Here is a 15,283-nt window from a genome sequence, read left to right as displayed (position 1 = left end):
GTCAGTACCCGCTGACCGAACGCCGCCGCGTCCCCCCGCTCCGGCCCACCCCATGGAGACCGTGTGTCCGCTCTCGACACCAGCGCCGCTCCCGTCGCCCCCGCGACCCCCGACGACGTCCCCGGATGGTTCTTCCGCGCGGACCGGGAGGCCTTCGCCCACCTGCTGTCCCGGCAGACCGCCGCCGGGACCACCGGCGACCTGCTCGAACTGGGCGCCTACCTGGGCCGCTCCGCGATCCTGCTCGGCGACCACCTGCAGCCCGGCGAGACCTTCACCGTCTGCGACCTGTTCGACCTCGACGCCCCCGACGACGAGAACTCCGCCGAGATGAGCATGTCCTACCGGGAGACGCTCACCCGCCGCGCCTTCGAGACCAACTACCGGGCCTTCCACGCCGAGCTCCCGACGATCGTCCAGGCCCCCACCTCGGTGCTCGCCGACGGCCGGATCGCCGCCGACAGCTGCCGCTTCGTCCACGTCGACGCCTCCCACCTGTACGAGCACGTGGCCGGCGACATCCTGGTCGCCCGGGACGCGCTCGCCAAGAACGGCGTCGTCGCCCTCGACGACTACCGGGCCCCGCACACCCCCGGCGTCGCCGCCGCCGTCTGGGAGGCCGTCTTCACCCTCGGACTGCGGCCGGTGCTGCTCACCCCCGAGAAGTTCTACGGCACCTGGGGCGACCCGGACGCCGTCCGCGCCGACCTGCTCGCCCGCGACTGGCGCGGCGAGGGCTTCCGGCTCGACGAGGAGCACATCGCCGGACAGGTCTGCCACCGCCTCGCCTGGGACGAGCCCGCGAGCAGCCGCGGCCCCGCCCCGCGCTCGCTGTCGCGCCGGGTCGCCCTCGACGTGCTGCCGCCGTTCGCCACCCGGGCGGTGCGCCGCGCCCTGCGCACCGGGCGCAAGGCCGCCTGACGCACCGCCCCGGCCCCCGCCCGCCGGTCTAGTAGCGATCCGGCCGGGCGGCCCGGCGGCGCAGCACCCGCAGCCGCAGCAGCCCGCCGCCGCGACCGCCGCGCACAGCCCCACCGCCGTCCAGGTCGCCGTGCCCGGCCCGGCGGCCGCCGCGTCGCCGCCCGCCCGGCGTCCGGCGCCGCGGCGGCGTCCGGCCGGTCCGCCACCGGCCGCGCCGCGGGCGCCGCCGGGGCCGACTGCTCCTGCGGCGCGGCGCGGTCCTCGGCGAGGGCTCCGACCGGGGTGGTTTTCCCCGCTGCGGTGAAACCCCAGTCGAGGAGTGCCGCCGCCTCGTCGTACACCTTCGTGCTGTTGTCCGGGTGCATCACCGTGACCAGCAGTGTCCGCCCGTCGCGTTCGGCCGCGCCGGTGTAGGTGGCGCCCGCGTTGGTGGTGTAGCCGTTCTTCACCCCGATCAGGCCCGGGTACGTGCCCAGCAGCCGGTCGGTGTTGGCGATCCCGAAACTGCCGCGCTGCCCGGTCTTCTTGTCCACCGCGCCCGGGAACTGCGCCCAGCGGGTCGCGCAGTACGCCCGGAAGTCCGCGTTGCGCAGCCCCGCCCGGGCGAACAGGGTCAGGTCGTACGCCGAGGTGACCTGCCCGTCCATGTCGTAGCCGTCCGGGCTGACCACGTGGGTGTCCAGGGCCTGCAACCGCTCCGCCCGCTCCTGCATGTCGGCCACCGTCTTCGCGACGCCGCCGTTCATGTTCGCCAGCACGTGCACCGCGTCGTTGCCCGAGGACAGGAACACCCCGCGCCACAGGTCCTCGACCTTGTAGTCCAGGTCCTCCTTGATGCCGACCAGGCTGCTGCCCGCCCCCATCCCCTGCAGCTCCGACCAGGCGACCTTGTGCACCTCGGACGCCTGGAAGCGCGGCAGCACGGTGTCCGCGAACAGCATCTTCAGCGTCGAGGCGGGCGGCAGCTTCGCATGCGCGTTGAACGACGCCAGCACCTCCCCGCTGCCCGCGTCCGCGACCACCCAGGACTTCCCGGTCAGGTCCTTCGGCAGCGCCGGCGCCCCCGCGGCCACCTGCACCCCCGCCGCACCCAACCGCTCCCCGCCCACCACCCCGGGCGGCGGCGCGTCCCCCGGCGCAGCGGCGACCGCGGCCGACGGCAGGGCGGGCACCAGCAGCAGGGCGGCAGCGGACGAACCGTGGAGGATCCGGCGGATTATCAGCATTCCGGGAAAGTAACCCGCGCCGCCCGGCTCCCCGCCGACCCCGCCGCACGACGCCACGAACGAGTACCGCCCACTGCTCCGATCGGCGGGCCCCGCATACTGGACGGGCACTCCGTCTGCCGCGAAGGACCCCCGCCATGAAGCTCAGCCGCCCGGTCTCCTGGTTCCTCACCGCCTTCGGCGTCTGGTCGGTCTTCATCTGGACCACCTTCGTCAAGAACCTCTGGAAGGACTCCGGCGGCCAGGCCTTCACGGGCGGCGACCACTCCCAGCCCACCGCCTTCTTCTGGGTCCACCTGCTGCTCGCCGTCACCTCCCTGCTGCTCGGCCTCGCCATCGGCTGGATCGGCGTCCGCGGCCTGCGCGCCCTGCGCCGCGCGGCGGTGCCCGCCGCCGAGTAGCGCGCCCCGCCCCGCCCCGCAGCCACCGCCGCCCTCCGGCTGTACGACCGGCGCCGGCCCCGCCCCGAGGCGGGGGAACCGCGCGACCTGCCCGCCTCCCCCCGCTCCCGCCTCCCGGCCGCCGGGCCCGGCGGGTCCTGGCCGCCGCCGTTCCCGCGGGCCACTGACGGGCGCATATGCATGCCCTCTTCAAGTGGCCGAATACTGCTGCTAGCCTGCCCCGCACGAACTGCTGGGAGGGCTTCGGCGTGAGCACCAGTACCACCCTCGGGGAGGCCCGCCCGGAGTGGGCGCGGCGGCAGGAGCGGGAGCGGCGGCACCGGCGGGCGAAGTCGCGGCTGCGGCTGCCGTTCGCGGTCGCGGCCGGCTGCTGGGGAGTGCTGCTGCTGTGGTGGGCGGCGGTGTACCCGGCGTTCACCGGGACGGCCGTGGACGGGACGGCGCCGCTGTACGCGGCGGCCGTGCGGGCCGTCCACGTCGGGCCCGCGACGCTGCTGCAGACCGCCGCCGCGGCCTTCGCGCTGGGGTACCTGGTGGCCGCGCTGGCCAGGTACGGGGTGCGCGGGCGCTACAGCGGGCCGGTCGCGCTCGTCCTGGCCGGGCTGCCGCCGACCGCGAGCCTGGTGGTCTCGGCCACCCCCGCGGCGGTCGCCACCACCGCCGCGCTGCTGCTCACCGGGGCGGGCCTGCGGCTGCTGGCCAGGCGGGCCGAGGGCACCCTCGCGCAGGGCGGCCCCGCCCAGCGGCTGGACCTGGCCGTGCTGGCCGCGGCGGTCTGCGCCCTCGCGCTGACCGGCACCCGGGGCGCGGGCACCGCGCTGGTCGCCGTCGCGGTGCTGCTGCTGTTCCTGCCCGGGGCGCGGGTGCGCCTCGCGCTGCTGACCGTGCTCGCGCTGGCGGTGCCGATCGCGCTCGGACTGCTCGGCCACCCCGCCACCCGCACCGGCGACCTGCACACCCTGCGCGCCGCCGACCTGGCCCTGGCCCGGCACCGGGCCGCCGTCCCGCCGACCCCGGGGCTGGACGCCGTCGCCCCGCCCGGCGACTGGGACGCGGCGGGCGCCGACTGCTCCGCCACCGCGGCCCTCACCGAACGCTGGAACGCCCCCGCGGCCCGCCGCGCCGAAACGGAACTCGCCACCGCCTGGCGGCAGTTGCTCCGCGACCACCCCGACCGGGTGCTGGACGCCCGGCTCTGCCGCGGCCGGATCGCCTGGGGCGTGTGGGCCGGCTCCGGCGGCCCGCACGCCGCCACCGTGGTCCCCGCCCCGGCGGCCGGCTCCCGCGGCCTGTGGCACCCGCTGCACGCCGCCGCGACCTGGAGCCGCACCCTGCTGCGCGCCCCGCAACTGGACTGGCTGCTCTGGCGCGGCGCCCTGTGGGCCTACCTGGGCCTGGCCGCCGCCGTGCTCCACGCCTGGCGGCACCGGATGCGCGCCCTCGTCCCGGTGGCCGGCGCGGCCGTCCTCGGCACCCAGCTGGCACTCACCGCCTCCGCCACCGACCAGGACTACCGCGCGATGGCCGCCGCCCTCTTCCTCGGCCCGCTCCTCCTCACCCTCGCCACCGTCCGCACCCGCCGCACCAACTGACGCGACGCCACGGGGGAGCGAGGTGCCCCGGCCGATTTTATTGTCATGTACACGTTGTTATGGCTGCCTCCGGACAGTCCGGTTGACGACATCCGGAACGCCTTCCGGTGGGCCCCGGGGCGGACGAAGCTAGTGATCGCCGCCAGGGAGACAGACCGGGTGGCACACCGGAAGAGGCGTCAACCGCGGGACGCCGAACCAGTACCCACCCGTCTGCCACAGCCGCTCAGGAGAACCACCGTCATGCGCACCCGTCCGGTCATGGCCGCCGCGGTCAACGCCCTCGTCCTCGCCGCCCTGTTCGCCGCACCCGCCGCGGTCAACGTCCTCGCCTCCGACGCCCCGGCCCACAGCGTGACCGTGGCCGACGGCAGCCTCGGCTGGGGCTGACCCTCCCCGGACGCCGTCCACGCCGACCTGCGGCGCGAGTAGCCCGGACCCGCCCCGGAGCGGGAGGCCAACGAGGCCACCGGCACCGCGCAGGCACTGAACCCCCGCTCCCGGGCCCACGCCCACCGACCGCTGTTCCTGCAGGACAGCCGTCCACCGATGCGCCGCCGAGCCGCTCCGTGCGGTCGGCACACCACCCCGCCTTCTCCAGAACCTGCCACGAGGGGAACTCCGCCATGCCTTCTTCCCGCCGCTCCAAGCTCACCAGCCTCGCCCTGGCCGCCGCCATCGCCGCCTCCGGCGCGGTCGCCACCACCGCCGCCACCATCGCCACCGCGACCACCGCCCAGGCCGCCTCGGCGGTCGGCGGCCAGATCACCCGCTCCGAGGTGATCCAGCGCGCCCAGTACTGGCTCGGCAAGTCCATCACCTACAACCAGGGCGGCTCGTACCCCGACTCCTCCGGCCGCTACTACCGCACCGACTGCGGCGGGTACGTCGACATGGCCTGGCACCTCGCCGACGGCCCCAACACCCAGGGCCTCGCCGGGAGCGCCTACACCACCCAGATCTCCCGCAGCGACCTCAAGGCCGGCGACATCCTCGACAGCTTCTACGACCACGTCATCCTGTTCGAGAAGTGGGACGACGCCGCCCACACCACCTTCTCCTACTACTCCTTCGGCTCCACCCCGGTGAAGCACGTCACCGGCGTCTCGATCAACGCCGCCTACTTCGACTCCCACCCCAACGGCGACTACAAGGCCTACCGCTACAAGAACATCGTCGACGACGCGCCTTCGGGTCCGGTGCGTCCGGCGCGGACGGTGGTGGCGGACTTCAACGGTGACGGCAAGCAGGACGTGGCCGGGATCGACGCGAACAGCAACATGCGGCTCTACCCGGGCGACGGCGCGGGGCATGTCGGTGGGGGCAGCGACATGCTGGGCAGCACCGGGCTGTGGGCCAACTTCAAGGCGATTGCTGCCGGTGACTTCAACGGTGACGGCAAGCAGGACATCGCCGGAATCGACGCGAACGACAACCTGCGGCTCTACATCGGCGACGGCGCCGGTCACCTGAGTGGCGGGGACGCGATGCTGGGCACGAACGGGGCGTGGGCCAACTTCCGGGCGATCGCGGCGGGTGACTTCAACGGTGATGGCAAGCAGGACATCGCCGGGATCGACGCCAACGACAACCTGAACCTCTACACCGGTGACGGTGCCGGTCACTTGGGCGGTGGCGGCGCGATGCTGGGGAGCACCGGGTTGTGGGCCAACTTCAAGGCGATCGCGGCGGGTGACTTCAACGGTGATGGCAAGCAGGACATCGCGGGGATCGACGCGAACAACAACCTGAACCTCTACACGGGCGACGGCCAGGGCCACGTCAGCGGTGGCGGCGCGATGCTGGGCACGAACGGCGCGTGGGTCAACTTCCGTTCGGTGATGGGCGGGGACCTGAACGGCGACGGCAAGCAGGACATCGCGGGGATCGACGCCAACAACGACCTCAAGCTCTACACCGGCGACGGCCAGGGCCACGTCGGCGGCGGCAGCGCCATGCTCCCCGGCAGCGGCCTCTGGGCCGGCTTCTAGCAACCGCACCACCACACGGGACCTGATGCGGAGTCGGTCCTGACCGCCGCCTCCGCCGCCCCGGCCCACCCCGCAGTCCACCCCACCCCCGGCCAGCAGACCGGGCACTCCAGGAGAGAACCCATGCGTCCGTCCGCCACCCCCGCTGCCCGCACGTCCGTCCTGCTGTGCGCGCTGACCTCCCTGGCTGTGCTGGGAGCCGGCGCACCGTCGGCCAACGCCGCCTCCGTGACCACCTGGGACAAGGTCGCCCAGTGCGAGAGTGGTGGGAACTGGGCCATCAACACCGGCAACGGCTACTACGGCGGTCTGCAGTTCTCCAACCAGACCTGGGCCGCGTACGGGGGCACCGCGTACGCCGCCCAGGCGAACCTGGCGACGAAGGAACAGCAGATCCGGATAGCCGAGAAGGTGCTCGCCGGGCAGGGCCAGAACGCCTGGCCGGTCTGCGGTCCGGCCGCGAACCTCGGCGCCGACCACGCCGACCCGTACCCCTCCGCTCCGGCTCCGGTGCGTCCGGCGCGGACGGTGGTGGCGGACTTCAACGGTGACGGCAAGCGGGACGTGGCGGGGATCGACGCGAACAGCAACATGCGGCTCTACCCGGGCGACGGCGCGGGCCATGTCGGCGGTGGGAGCGACATGCTGGGCAGCACCGGGCTGTGGGCCAATTTCAAGGCGATCGCGGCGGGTGACTTCAACGGGGACGGCAAGCAGGACATCGCGGGGATCGACGCGAACGACAACCTGCGGCTCTACATCGGCGACGGCGCCGGTCACCTGAGTGGTGGGGACGCGATGCTGGGCACGAACGGTGCGTGGGCAAACTTCAAGGCGATTGCTGCCGGTGACTTCAATGGTGACGGCAAGCAGGACATCGCGGGGATCGACGCGAACAACAACCTGAACCTCTACACCGGTGACGGCGCCGGTCACCTGAGTGGTGGGGACGCAATGTTGGGGACGAACGGTGCGTGGGCCAACTTCAAGGCGATCGCGGCGGGTGACTTCAATGGTGACGGCAAGCAGGACATCGCGGGGATCGACGCGAACAACAACCTGAACCTCTACACCGGTGACGGCGCGGGCCATCTGGGCGGTGGCGGCGCGATGCTGGGGACGAACGGTGCGTGGGTCAACTTCCGTTCGGTGATGGGCGGGGACCTCAATGGTGACGGCAAGCAGGACATCGCCGGGATCGACGCCAACAACGACCTCAAGCTCTACACCGGCGACGGCCAGGGCCACGTCGGCGGCGGCAGCGCCATGCTCCCCGGCAGCGGCCTCTGGGCCGGCTTCTAGGAACCCGAACCTCCCGTAGCCTTCCAACTCCTCACAGATTCCGGATGACAACCGTGAAGCGCCTCGCCCCGCTCGCTGCCGCCACCCTGCTCGGCCTGCTCAGCGTCCCGCTCGCCGCGACCTCGGCGTCGGCCGCGCCCCAGACCCCGCCGGAGCTCAAGGTCATGCCGCTCGGTGACTCGATCACCGCCGGCTACCAGAGCTCCACGTCCAACGGCTACCGGGCCCCGCTGCTCCAGCTGGTCGCCCAGCAGTCCCGCTACACCGTCAACTTCGTCGGTTCCGCGCGCAGCGGTTCGATGGCCGACCCCGACAACGAGGGCCACAGCGGCTACGAGATCCAGGGCATCCGCAACGGGATCGACGGCTGGCTGGCTGCCGCGCACCCGGACGTGGTGCTCCTGCACATCGGCGTCAACGACCTCAACAACGGCGACAACACGTCGACCGCGGCCAACCGGGTCGAGGACCTGGTCAACCGGATCTTCACGGACCAGCCGAACGTGACGGTCGTCGTCCAGGGCCTGATCCCGACCACGACGGGCGTCCCCGCGAAGGCGGCCATGCCGTCCATGGTCACGACGTACAACGACCAGGTCCGCCAGTGGTCCGCGCAGCAGCAGGCCGCCGGACGGCACCTCAGCTTCGTCGACGCGCCGGCGCTGACCCCCCAGCAGATGGCGGACGGACTGCACCCCAACGACGCCGGCTACTCCCGACTGGCGCAGGCCTTCTCCGTCCCGCTCGACCAGGCGTTCACCAACGGCTGGGTGGTGGGCGGCGCGCCCACCCCGGTGACCACTCCGGTGCGTCCGGCGCGGACGGTGGTGGCGGACTTCAACGGTGACGGCAAGCAGGACGTGGCCGGGATCGACGCGAACAGCAACATGCGGTTGTACCCGGGCGACGGCGCGGGCCATGTCGGTGGTGGGAGCGACATGCTGGGGAGCACCGGGCTGTGGGCCAACTTCCGGGCGATCGCGGCGGGTGACTTCAACGGGGACGGCAAGCAGGACATCGCCGGGATCGACGCCAACGACAACCTGAACCTCTACACCGGTGACGGCGCGGGTCACCTGGGCGGTGGCGGCGCGATGCTGGGGACGAACGGTGCGTGGGCCAATTTCAAGGCGATTGCGGCGGGTGACTTCAACGGGGACGGCAAGCAGGACATCGCCGGGATCGACGCGAACAACAACATGCGGCTCTACACGGGTGACGGCCAGGGCCACGTCAGCGGTGGTGGCGCAATGTTGGGGACGAACGGGGCGTGGGCCAATTTCAAGGCGATCGCGGCGGGTGACTTCAATGGTGACGGCAAGCAGGACGTGGCGGGGATCGACGCGAACGACAACCTGAACCTCTACACCGGTGACGGCGCGGGTCACCTGGGCGGTGGCGGCGCGATGCTGGGGACGAACGGTGCGTGGGTCAACTTCCGTTCGGTGATGGGCGGGGACCTGAACGGTGACGGCAAGCAGGACATCGCCGGGATCGACGCCAACAACGACCTCAAGCTCTACACCGGCGACGGCCAGGGCCACGTCGGCGGCGGCAGCGCCATGCTCCCCGGGAGCGGCCTCTGGGCCGGCTTCTAGCAACCGCGCCACCACAGGGCACGTTTCCGGAGCCCGTACCTCTCCGCGGCCCGCCCGAACCAGGTGTTTCACCGCACCCCGCTCCGCGGCCGAACGCCGAAGGGCCCGTCCGGGACTCCGGACGGGCCCTTCGGGCGGTCGGGCTAGAAGCGGCGCGTGACGAGCGCGCGCTTCACCTCCTGGATCGCCTTGGTGACCTCGATGCCGCGCGGGCAGGCCTCCGAGCAGTTGAAGGTGGTGCGGCAGCGCCACACGCCCTCACGGTCGTTGAGGATCTCCAGCCGCTGCTCGCCGCCCTCGTCGCGCGAGTCGAAGATGAAGCGGTGCGCGTTGACGATCGCCGCCGGGCCGAAGTACTGGCCGTCGTTCCAGAACACCGGGCACGAGGAGGTGCACGCGGCGCACAGGATGCACTTGGTGGTGTCGTCGAAGCGCTCGCGGTCGGCCTGCGACTGCAGGCGCTCGCGGGTCGGCTCGTTCCCGTTGGTGATCAGGAACGGCATGACGTCCTTGTACGCCTGGAAGAACGGGTCCATGTCCACGATCAGGTCCTTGAGGACCGCGAGGCCCTTGATGGCCTCGATCGTGATCGGCTTCTCCGGGTTGACGTCCTTGATCAGGGTCTTGCACGCCAGCCGGTTGCGCCCGTTGATCCGCATGGCGTCCGAACCGCAGATGCCGTGCGCGCAGGAGCGGCGGTACGTGAGGGTGCCGTCCTGCTCCCACTTGATCTTGTTGAGCGCGTCCAGGACGCGCTCCTTCGGGTCCATCAGGAGCTGGTAGTCCACCCACACCGGGTCCGGGTGCTCCTCCGGGTTGAACCGGCGGATCCGGAAGGTGACGCTGATCAGCTCGCTGCTGCCCGCCTCGGCCGCGTCCAGCGCGGCCGAGTGCGTCTCGACGGTCGGAGTGGACATCAGTACTTACGCTCCATCGGCTGGTAGCGGGTCTGCACGACCGGCTTGTAGTCGAGGCGGATGGAGGTGGTGCCGTCCTCGGCCACCTCGCGGTACGCCATCGTGTGCTGCATGAACTTCACGTCGTCGCGGGTCGGGAAGTCCTCGCGGTAGTGACCGCCGCGGGACTCCTCGCGGGCCAGCGCGGAGACGACCAGGACCTCGGCCAGGTCGAGCAGGTTGCCCAGCTCGACGGCCTCCAGCAGGTCGGTGTTGTAGCGCGAGCCCTTGTCCGCGATCGAGACGTTCTTGAAGCGCTCCTTGAGCGCCGCCACGTCCTCGACCGCCTGCTGCAGGGTCTTGCCGGTGCGGTAGACGGACACGTTGGCGTCCATCGACTCCTGCAGCTCCTGGCGGATCTTGGCGACCGACTCGGTGCCGGTGGACTCCCGCAGGCCCTCCACCAGCGCCTCGACCAGCGCGCCCGGGTTCTCCGGCAGCGGCACGAAGTCGTGCTTGTCGGAGTACTCGGCGGCGGCGATGCCCGCCCGGCGGCCGAACACGTTGATGTCCAGCAGCGAGTTGGTGCCCAGGCGGTTGGCGCCGTGCACCGACACGCACGCGACCTCGCCCGCGGCGTACAGGCCCGGGACGACGTCGGTGTTGTTCTTCAGGACCTCGCCCTCGACGTTGGTCGGGATGCCGCCCATCGCGTAGTGCGCGGTGGGCTGGATCGGGATCGGGTCCGTGTAGGGCTCGATGCCGAGGTAGGTGCGCGCGAACTCGGTGATGTCCGGCAGCTTGGCGTCCAGCTGCTCCGGCGGCAGGTGGGTCAGGTCCAGGTAGACGTGGTCGCCGTCGGGGCCGCAGCCGCGGCCGGCCCGGATCTCCGAGTAGATCGCGCGGGAGCACACGTCACGGGACGCGAGGTCCTTCATGACGGGGGCGTAGCGCTCCATGAAGCGCTCGCCGTCCTTGTTGCGCAGGATGCCGCCCTCGCCGCGGGCGCCCTCGGTGAGCAGGATGCCCATCCGCCAGATGCCCGTCGGGTGGAACTGGAAGAACTCCATGTCCTCCAGCGGCAGGCCCCGGCGCAGCGCCACGGCCTGGCCGTCGCCGGTCAGGGTGTGCGCGTTCGAGGTGACCTTGAACATCTTGCCGGTGCCGCCGGAGGCGAACACCACGGCCTTGGCCTGGAAGACGTGGATCTCGCCGGTGGCCAGCTCGTAGGCCACCACGCCGGCGGTCCGGCCCTCGTTGATCAGCAGGTCGAGGACGTAGAACTCGTTGAAGAACTCGACGCCGTGCTTGACGCAGTTCTGGAACAGCGTCTGCAGGATCATGTGGCCGGTGCGGTCCGCGGCGTAGCAGGACCGGCGGACCGGGGCCTCGCCGTGGTTGCGGGAGTGGCCGCCGAAGCGGCGCTGGTCGATCCGGCCCTGGTCGGTGCGGGAGAAGGGCAGACCCATCTTCTCCAGGTCGAGGACCGCGTCGATGGCCTCCTTGCACATGATCTCGGCGGCGTCCTGGTCGACCAGGTAGTCACCGCCCTTGACCGTGTCGAAGGTGTGCCACTCCCAGTTGTCCTCCTCGACGTTGGCGAGCGCGGCGCACATGCCGCCCTGCGCCGCGCCGGTGTGGGACCGGGTCGGGTAGAGCTTGGTCAGCACCGCGGTGCGGCTGCGCTGCGTGGACTCGATGGCCGCGCGCATGCCGGCGCCGCCGGCGCCGACGATGACGGTGTCGTACTGGTGAATCTGCATGGGGGTCAGTCGCCTCTGGTGGCTCGTCTAGATGTTCGGGTCGAAGGTGAAGATCACCAGGGTGCCGAGGACGACCGTGAACACGGTCGCGACACCCAGGAGACCCTTGAGCCACAGACGAGTGGCGTCCTTCTCCGCGTAGTCGTTGATGACGGTGCGCATGCCGTTGGAGCCGTGCAGCATCGCCAGCCACAGCATCAGCAGGTCCCAGAACTGCCAGAACGGCGAGGCCCACTTGCCCGCGACGAACGCGAAGCTGACCTTGGAGACGCCGCCGTCCAGCATCAGGTTGATCATCAGGTGGCCGAGGACCAGCACCACCAGGACGACACCCGACAGGCGCATGAACAGCCAGGCGAGCATCTCGAAGTTGGTGCGGGTGCGGCGCGGGGTCTTGCGGGTGCGGGCCCGGGCGGGCTCCACCACGAAGGCGTCGGCCGGGTTGCCGGTGCCCAGGCCCTTGCCGGTGTGGGCCTGCAGCGAGGGAACCACCAGGTCGTTGGTGTCAGTGGACACGCGGATCAGCCCCCGAACCAGGTGCGAAGGGTGTGCTCGAGGACGGGGTAGAACGCGCCGGCCATCAGGACGACCCAGACGCCGACGACGGTCCACAGCATCTGCTTCTGGTACTTCGGGCCCTTGGCCCAGAAGTCCACCGCCACGACCCGCAGACCGTTCAGGGCGTGGAACAGGATGGCGGCCACCAGGCCGTACTCCATCAGGTTCACCAGCGGGATCTTGTACGTGGAGATCACCGAGTCGTACGCCTCGGGCGACACCCGCACCAGGGCGGTGTCAAGGACATGTGCGAACAGGAAGAAGAAGATCAGGACGCCGGTGACTCGGTGAGCCACCCAGCTCCACATGCCTTCCCGGCCGCGGTACAGCGTTCCAGCCGGCACGGAAAACCCTCCGGAAGCGGTTCGGGGGCTCGGCCGGCTTCGGTGTCGGTCAGCCCGGCCGGATACGGTCCACCGGCCGCGAGCATCCTATCGACGCGCCGTCGACAACCGCCGTCGGGGGCCCCTGGTGTGATCAATCAGGCACGCACGGCCTAATCGGGGCGGGAACCATCACGCTGCGTCATCACTCGACTGCGCTAAGGTGCGCCTCCCGCCACCGCCGCCCAGCAGAGAGAACCGCCGTGCGACACCTGCTCGCCCTCGCCGCCCTCGTCCTCACCGCCGGCTGCGCGACCGCCCCGGCCGACCCCTCCGCGGACCGCGCCGCGCCCTCCGCCGGCGCGACGCCCGAGTACGACGCCGCCGCGGTGCGCGCGCTGGCCGTCACCGCGGCCGAACTCGCCCCCGGCTGGCGCGTCACGCTCATGGAGCCCGGCCAGAACGACATCTCCAGCCCGCCGCAGACCTCCGACATCCCGGCCTGCCAGCCCGTCCTGGACGCGCTCACCCCCTCCAAGGGGTCGGCCGGGCCGCTCGCCGAGGCCGACCTCGACATCGCCCGCGAGGGCGACGACCCGGCCTCCCTCTACACCGGCATCCTCGCCTTCCGGCCGGGCCGGGCCGCCGCCGTCCACGCCGGGATCGACCGGGTCCTCGACCACTGCCGGGCGTTCACCTCCACCGCGGGCCGGCACCTGCTCACCCGGCTCGACACGCCCACCCCCGAAGGAGCGGACGCCGCCACCGCCTTCACCCTCACGGATGAAACCGGCGGCACCACCATCGCCCAGCGCGCCCTGGTCGCCCGGGCCGGAGACGTCCTGGCGGTCTTCACCACCCTCGACGCGACCGGCCGCCCGGCCCCGGAGCCGGACGCGGCGGTGGTGCGGGCGCAACTCGCCAAGCTCGGGAGGAAGAACTGAAGAAGGGCTTCCGAAAGGGGAAACCGGGGGCCCGGGGAGCGGCGAACCCGCGACGGACCCGGGCCCGCCGCTCCCCGAGCCCCCGGCGGGGCTCTCCCTCAGCTCTTGACGGCGACCAGGTGTTCGAGGCGGCTGAGGGCGATGCGGCGCAGTTCCTCGGCGGAGACGAGGCGCTCCTCGTCGGGGTCGTTGGCCAGGCGGGTGCGGATGGAGGTGAGGACGGCGTCCAGCATCTCCTCGGGGTCGACGCCGTCGAGGCAGACCACGAAGACGTGGCCGAAGCGGGCCTCGTACGCGGCGTGGGCGGCGCGCAGCGCGGTGCGCGCGGCCTGGCTGCCGGGGGCGCGCATGCCGAGCAGGGGCTGGGGCATCCAGCTCTCGTCGGCCAGGGCCTCCGCGAGGTCCGCCGGGCGCAGGTCGTAACTGGCCTCGCTGGCGGCGGCGAGCAGGGACTCGATGTCGGGGTAGGGGCGGTGGGCGGTGAGGCGCAGGGCCCACCGGTGGCTGCCGCAGCAGGCGAGCAGTGCTTCTTCCACCGCGCCGGAGTCGGCTTCGTTGAACCGGTGGAGCCCCAGCAGGGACGGCTCCGTCCGCACGTCCAGGCGCTGCGGCGGGATGTCGCTGGCCAGCGGGTCCTCCTCGTGAGGGCGGGAAGGCGGAATGCTCCAGAGACGGGGGGTGGAACGGGGCGGGCGGGGGTGCGGCAATGCCGCCGCTCGGGGCTGACACAGCTCGGCGGGGCAGCGCCTCCACGGTAGTTGAGCCCTCATCAGTTGGGGAGGCGGCGGGCCGATTTCACTCGATCGAGCTATCAAGTTGTGACCCGCCGCCTTCTCCGTTCACGCGGAACGGATCAACTGGCCCGGTGCACCTTGTGGTTGGCGGCCTGGGCGCGGGGCCGCACTACCAGCAGGTCGATGTTGACGTGGGACGGCCGGGTGACCGCCCAGGAGACGGTGTCGGCGATGTCCTCCGAGGTGAGCGGCTCGGCGACGCCCGCGTACACCGCGTCCGCCTTGTCCCGGTCGCCGCGGAAGCGGGTCAGCGCGAAGCCCTCGGAGCGCACCATGCCGGGCGCGATCTCGATCACCCGGATCGGCTCGGCCACCAGTTCGAGGCGCAGGGTCTGGGCCACCGAGTGGACGGCGTGCTTGGCCGCCACGTACCCGCCGCCGCCCTCGTAGGCGGCCAGCGCCGCCGTGGAGGACATGATCAGCACGGTGCCGTCGCCGCTCGCGCGCAGCGCGGGCAGCAGCGCCTGGGTGAGGTGCAGCACGCCGATCACGTTGACCTCGTACATGGTGCGCCAGTCCGCCGGGTCGCCGTTCTCGACGCTCTCCGCGCCCAGCGCGCCGCCCGCGTTGTTCACCAGGACGTCGACCCGGCCCACCTCGGCGGCGAAGGCGTCCACCGCGGCCCGGTCGGTGACGTCCAGGGTGCGGGCGCGGCCGCCGATCTCCTTCGCCAGCGCCTCGATCCGCTCGGTGCGGCGGGCGGTCAGCACCACCTCGAAGCCGTCCGCCGCCAGCCGGCGGGCGGTGGCCGCCCCGATGCCGCTGCTGGCGCCGGTGACCACGGCCACCTTCTGCTCGGTCATGTTCACGCACTCCTCGTCTCGCCGGTTCGGTGCACCGATCATCCCAAGGGGTGGCCCGCCGGTGTTGTGAGCAAGGTCCCAGCCGTGGCATCTGTCTGCTCCCGACGGGGCACGACTACATTGCGTATCCAGCTGACGCGTTAATCAGCGCTAACTCCCACCCCATCCCCC

General features: G+C 71.9%; 14 protein-coding genes and 1 pseudogene. 8 read left to right on the top strand and 7 right to left on the bottom strand.

The annotated features are described in order from the left end of the window. Positions 1 to 63: 63 nt before the first annotated feature. Positions 64 to 921: a class I SAM-dependent methyltransferase gene (locus HUT16_RS13235; protein ID WP_254897793.1), complete on the top strand. Its 858-nt coding sequence runs from the start codon at positions 64 to 66 to the stop codon at positions 919 to 921. Positions 922 to 1,187: 266 nt separating this feature from the next. Here the strand turns inward: HUT16_RS13235 and HUT16_RS38170 are convergent. Then, a pseudogene (locus HUT16_RS38170) lies at positions 1,188 to 2,147 on the bottom strand (D-alanyl-D-alanine carboxypeptidase family protein); the annotation flags it as partial. A 137-nt stretch (positions 2,148 to 2,284) separates the two neighbouring features. On the opposite strand from HUT16_RS38170, the gene HUT16_RS13225 reads away from it, so the two are divergent. From HUT16_RS13225 to HUT16_RS13200, 6 genes are all read left to right on the top strand, one after another. Then, complete coding sequence (locus HUT16_RS13225) at positions 2,285 to 2,548, top strand: SCO4848 family membrane protein (RefSeq protein WP_176188414.1); 264 nt, start codon at positions 2,285 to 2,287, stop codon at positions 2,546 to 2,548. A 248-nt stretch (positions 2,549 to 2,796) separates the two neighbouring features. Continuing rightward, on the top strand, positions 2,797 to 4,140 hold the full coding sequence (locus HUT16_RS13220) for a hypothetical protein (protein ID WP_176188413.1): 1,344 nt from the start codon (positions 2,797 to 2,799) through the stop codon (positions 4,138 to 4,140). A 243-nt stretch (positions 4,141 to 4,383) separates the two neighbouring features. Next, positions 4,384 to 4,530, top strand: coding sequence for a hypothetical protein (locus HUT16_RS13215; protein WP_176188412.1), 147 nt, complete (start codon positions 4,384 to 4,386; stop codon positions 4,528 to 4,530). A gap of 236 nt (positions 4,531 to 4,766) precedes the next feature. Next, positions 4,767 to 6,131, top strand: coding sequence for a VCBS repeat-containing protein (locus HUT16_RS13210; RefSeq protein WP_176188411.1), 1,365 nt, complete (start codon positions 4,767 to 4,769; stop codon positions 6,129 to 6,131). Between the two features lie 123 nt (positions 6,132 to 6,254). Next, positions 6,255 to 7,433 carry an FG-GAP-like repeat-containing protein gene (locus HUT16_RS39240; protein WP_176188410.1) on the top strand — a complete coding sequence of 393 codons (1,179 nt, stop codon included), beginning with the start codon at positions 6,255 to 6,257 and terminating at the stop codon, positions 7,431 to 7,433. Positions 7,434 to 7,477: 44 nt separating this feature from the next. Beyond that, a complete protein-coding gene (locus HUT16_RS13200; protein ID WP_176188409.1) occupies positions 7,478 to 9,031 on the top strand; it encodes an FG-GAP-like repeat-containing protein in 1,554 nt (517 codons plus the stop codon). Positions 9,032 to 9,174: 143 nt separating this feature from the next. On the opposite strand, the gene HUT16_RS13195 is transcribed toward HUT16_RS13200, so the two are convergent. Genes HUT16_RS13195 through sdhC form a run of 4 tightly spaced genes read right to left on the bottom strand, consistent with a single transcriptional unit; the run spans position 9,175 to position 12,592 of the window. Next, positions 9,175 to 9,948: a succinate dehydrogenase iron-sulfur subunit gene (locus HUT16_RS13195; protein ID WP_176188408.1), complete on the bottom strand. Its 774-nt coding sequence runs from the start codon at positions 9,946 to 9,948 to the stop codon at positions 9,175 to 9,177. Next, positions 9,948 to 11,690 (bottom strand): succinate dehydrogenase flavoprotein subunit, encoded by a 1,743-nt coding sequence (gene sdhA, locus HUT16_RS13190; RefSeq protein WP_176188407.1) that lies wholly within the window; start codon positions 11,688 to 11,690, stop codon positions 9,948 to 9,950. Before sdhA ends, HUT16_RS13195 begins: the two co-directional genes overlap by 1 nt. 27 nt (positions 11,691 to 11,717) lie before the next feature. Continuing rightward, entirely contained in the window at positions 11,718 to 12,170 is a 453-nt protein-coding gene (sdhD, locus tag HUT16_RS13185; protein WP_254898299.1) for a succinate dehydrogenase, hydrophobic membrane anchor protein, read from the bottom strand. Between the two features lie 41 nt (positions 12,171 to 12,211). Continuing rightward, entirely contained in the window at positions 12,212 to 12,592 is a 381-nt protein-coding gene (sdhC, locus tag HUT16_RS13180; protein WP_176188406.1) for a succinate dehydrogenase, cytochrome b556 subunit, read from the bottom strand. A gap of 242 nt (positions 12,593 to 12,834) precedes the next feature. On the opposite strand from sdhC, the gene HUT16_RS13175 reads away from it, so the two are divergent. Beyond that, positions 12,835 to 13,515 carry a hypothetical protein gene (locus HUT16_RS13175; RefSeq protein ID WP_176188405.1) on the top strand — a complete coding sequence of 227 codons (681 nt, stop codon included), beginning with the start codon at positions 12,835 to 12,837 and terminating at the stop codon, positions 13,513 to 13,515. 98 nt (positions 13,516 to 13,613) lie between these two features. On the opposite strand, the gene HUT16_RS13170 is transcribed toward HUT16_RS13175, so the two are convergent. Both HUT16_RS13170 and HUT16_RS13165 read right to left on the bottom strand, forming a co-directional pair. After that, positions 13,614 to 14,111 carry a 2-oxo-4-hydroxy-4-carboxy-5-ureidoimidazoline decarboxylase gene (locus tag HUT16_RS13170; RefSeq protein ID WP_176188404.1) on the bottom strand — a complete coding sequence of 166 codons (498 nt, stop codon included), beginning with the start codon at positions 14,109 to 14,111 and terminating at the stop codon, positions 13,614 to 13,616. A 257-nt stretch (positions 14,112 to 14,368) separates the two neighbouring features. After that, on the bottom strand, positions 14,369 to 15,112 hold the full coding sequence (locus HUT16_RS13165) for an SDR family oxidoreductase (protein WP_176188403.1): 744 nt from the start codon (positions 15,110 to 15,112) through the stop codon (positions 14,369 to 14,371). Between the last annotated feature and the right edge of the window lie 171 nt (positions 15,113 to 15,283).

It is taken from the genome of Kitasatospora sp. NA04385 (assembly GCF_013364235.1).
GTDB lineage: Bacteria > Actinomycetota > Actinomycetes > Streptomycetales > Streptomycetaceae > Kitasatospora.
The sequence above is the reverse complement of the archived record's forward strand: the minus strand, read 5'-3'. Positions and strand labels throughout refer to the sequence as shown.

Bases quoted from the DNA above. Each gene is read 5' to 3' on its own strand.
- HUT16_RS13165 (WP_176188403.1), bottom strand. From the start codon at position 15,112: ATGACCGAGCAGAAGGTGGCCGTGGTCACCGGCGCCAGCAGCGGCATC.
- sdhA (WP_176188407.1), bottom strand. From the start codon at position 11,690: ATGCAGATTCACCAGTACGACACCGTCATCGTCGGCGCCGGCGGCGCC.
- HUT16_RS13210 (WP_176188411.1), top strand. From the start codon at position 4,767: ATGCCTTCTTCCCGCCGCTCCAAGCTCACCAGCCTCGCCCTGGCCGCC.
- HUT16_RS39240 (WP_176188410.1), top strand. From the start codon at position 6,255: ATGCGTCCGTCCGCCACCCCCGCTGCCCGCACGTCCGTCCTGCTGTGC.
- HUT16_RS13200 (WP_176188409.1), top strand. From the start codon at position 7,478: ATGACAACCGTGAAGCGCCTCGCCCCGCTCGCTGCCGCCACCCTGCTC.
- HUT16_RS13195 (WP_176188408.1), bottom strand. From the start codon at position 9,948: ATGTCCACTCCGACCGTCGAGACGCACTCGGCCGCGCTGGACGCGGCC.
- HUT16_RS13225 (WP_176188414.1), top strand. From the start codon at position 2,285: ATGAAGCTCAGCCGCCCGGTCTCCTGGTTCCTCACCGCCTTCGGCGTC.
- HUT16_RS13215 (WP_176188412.1), top strand. From the start codon at position 4,384: ATGCGCACCCGTCCGGTCATGGCCGCCGCGGTCAACGCCCTCGTCCTC.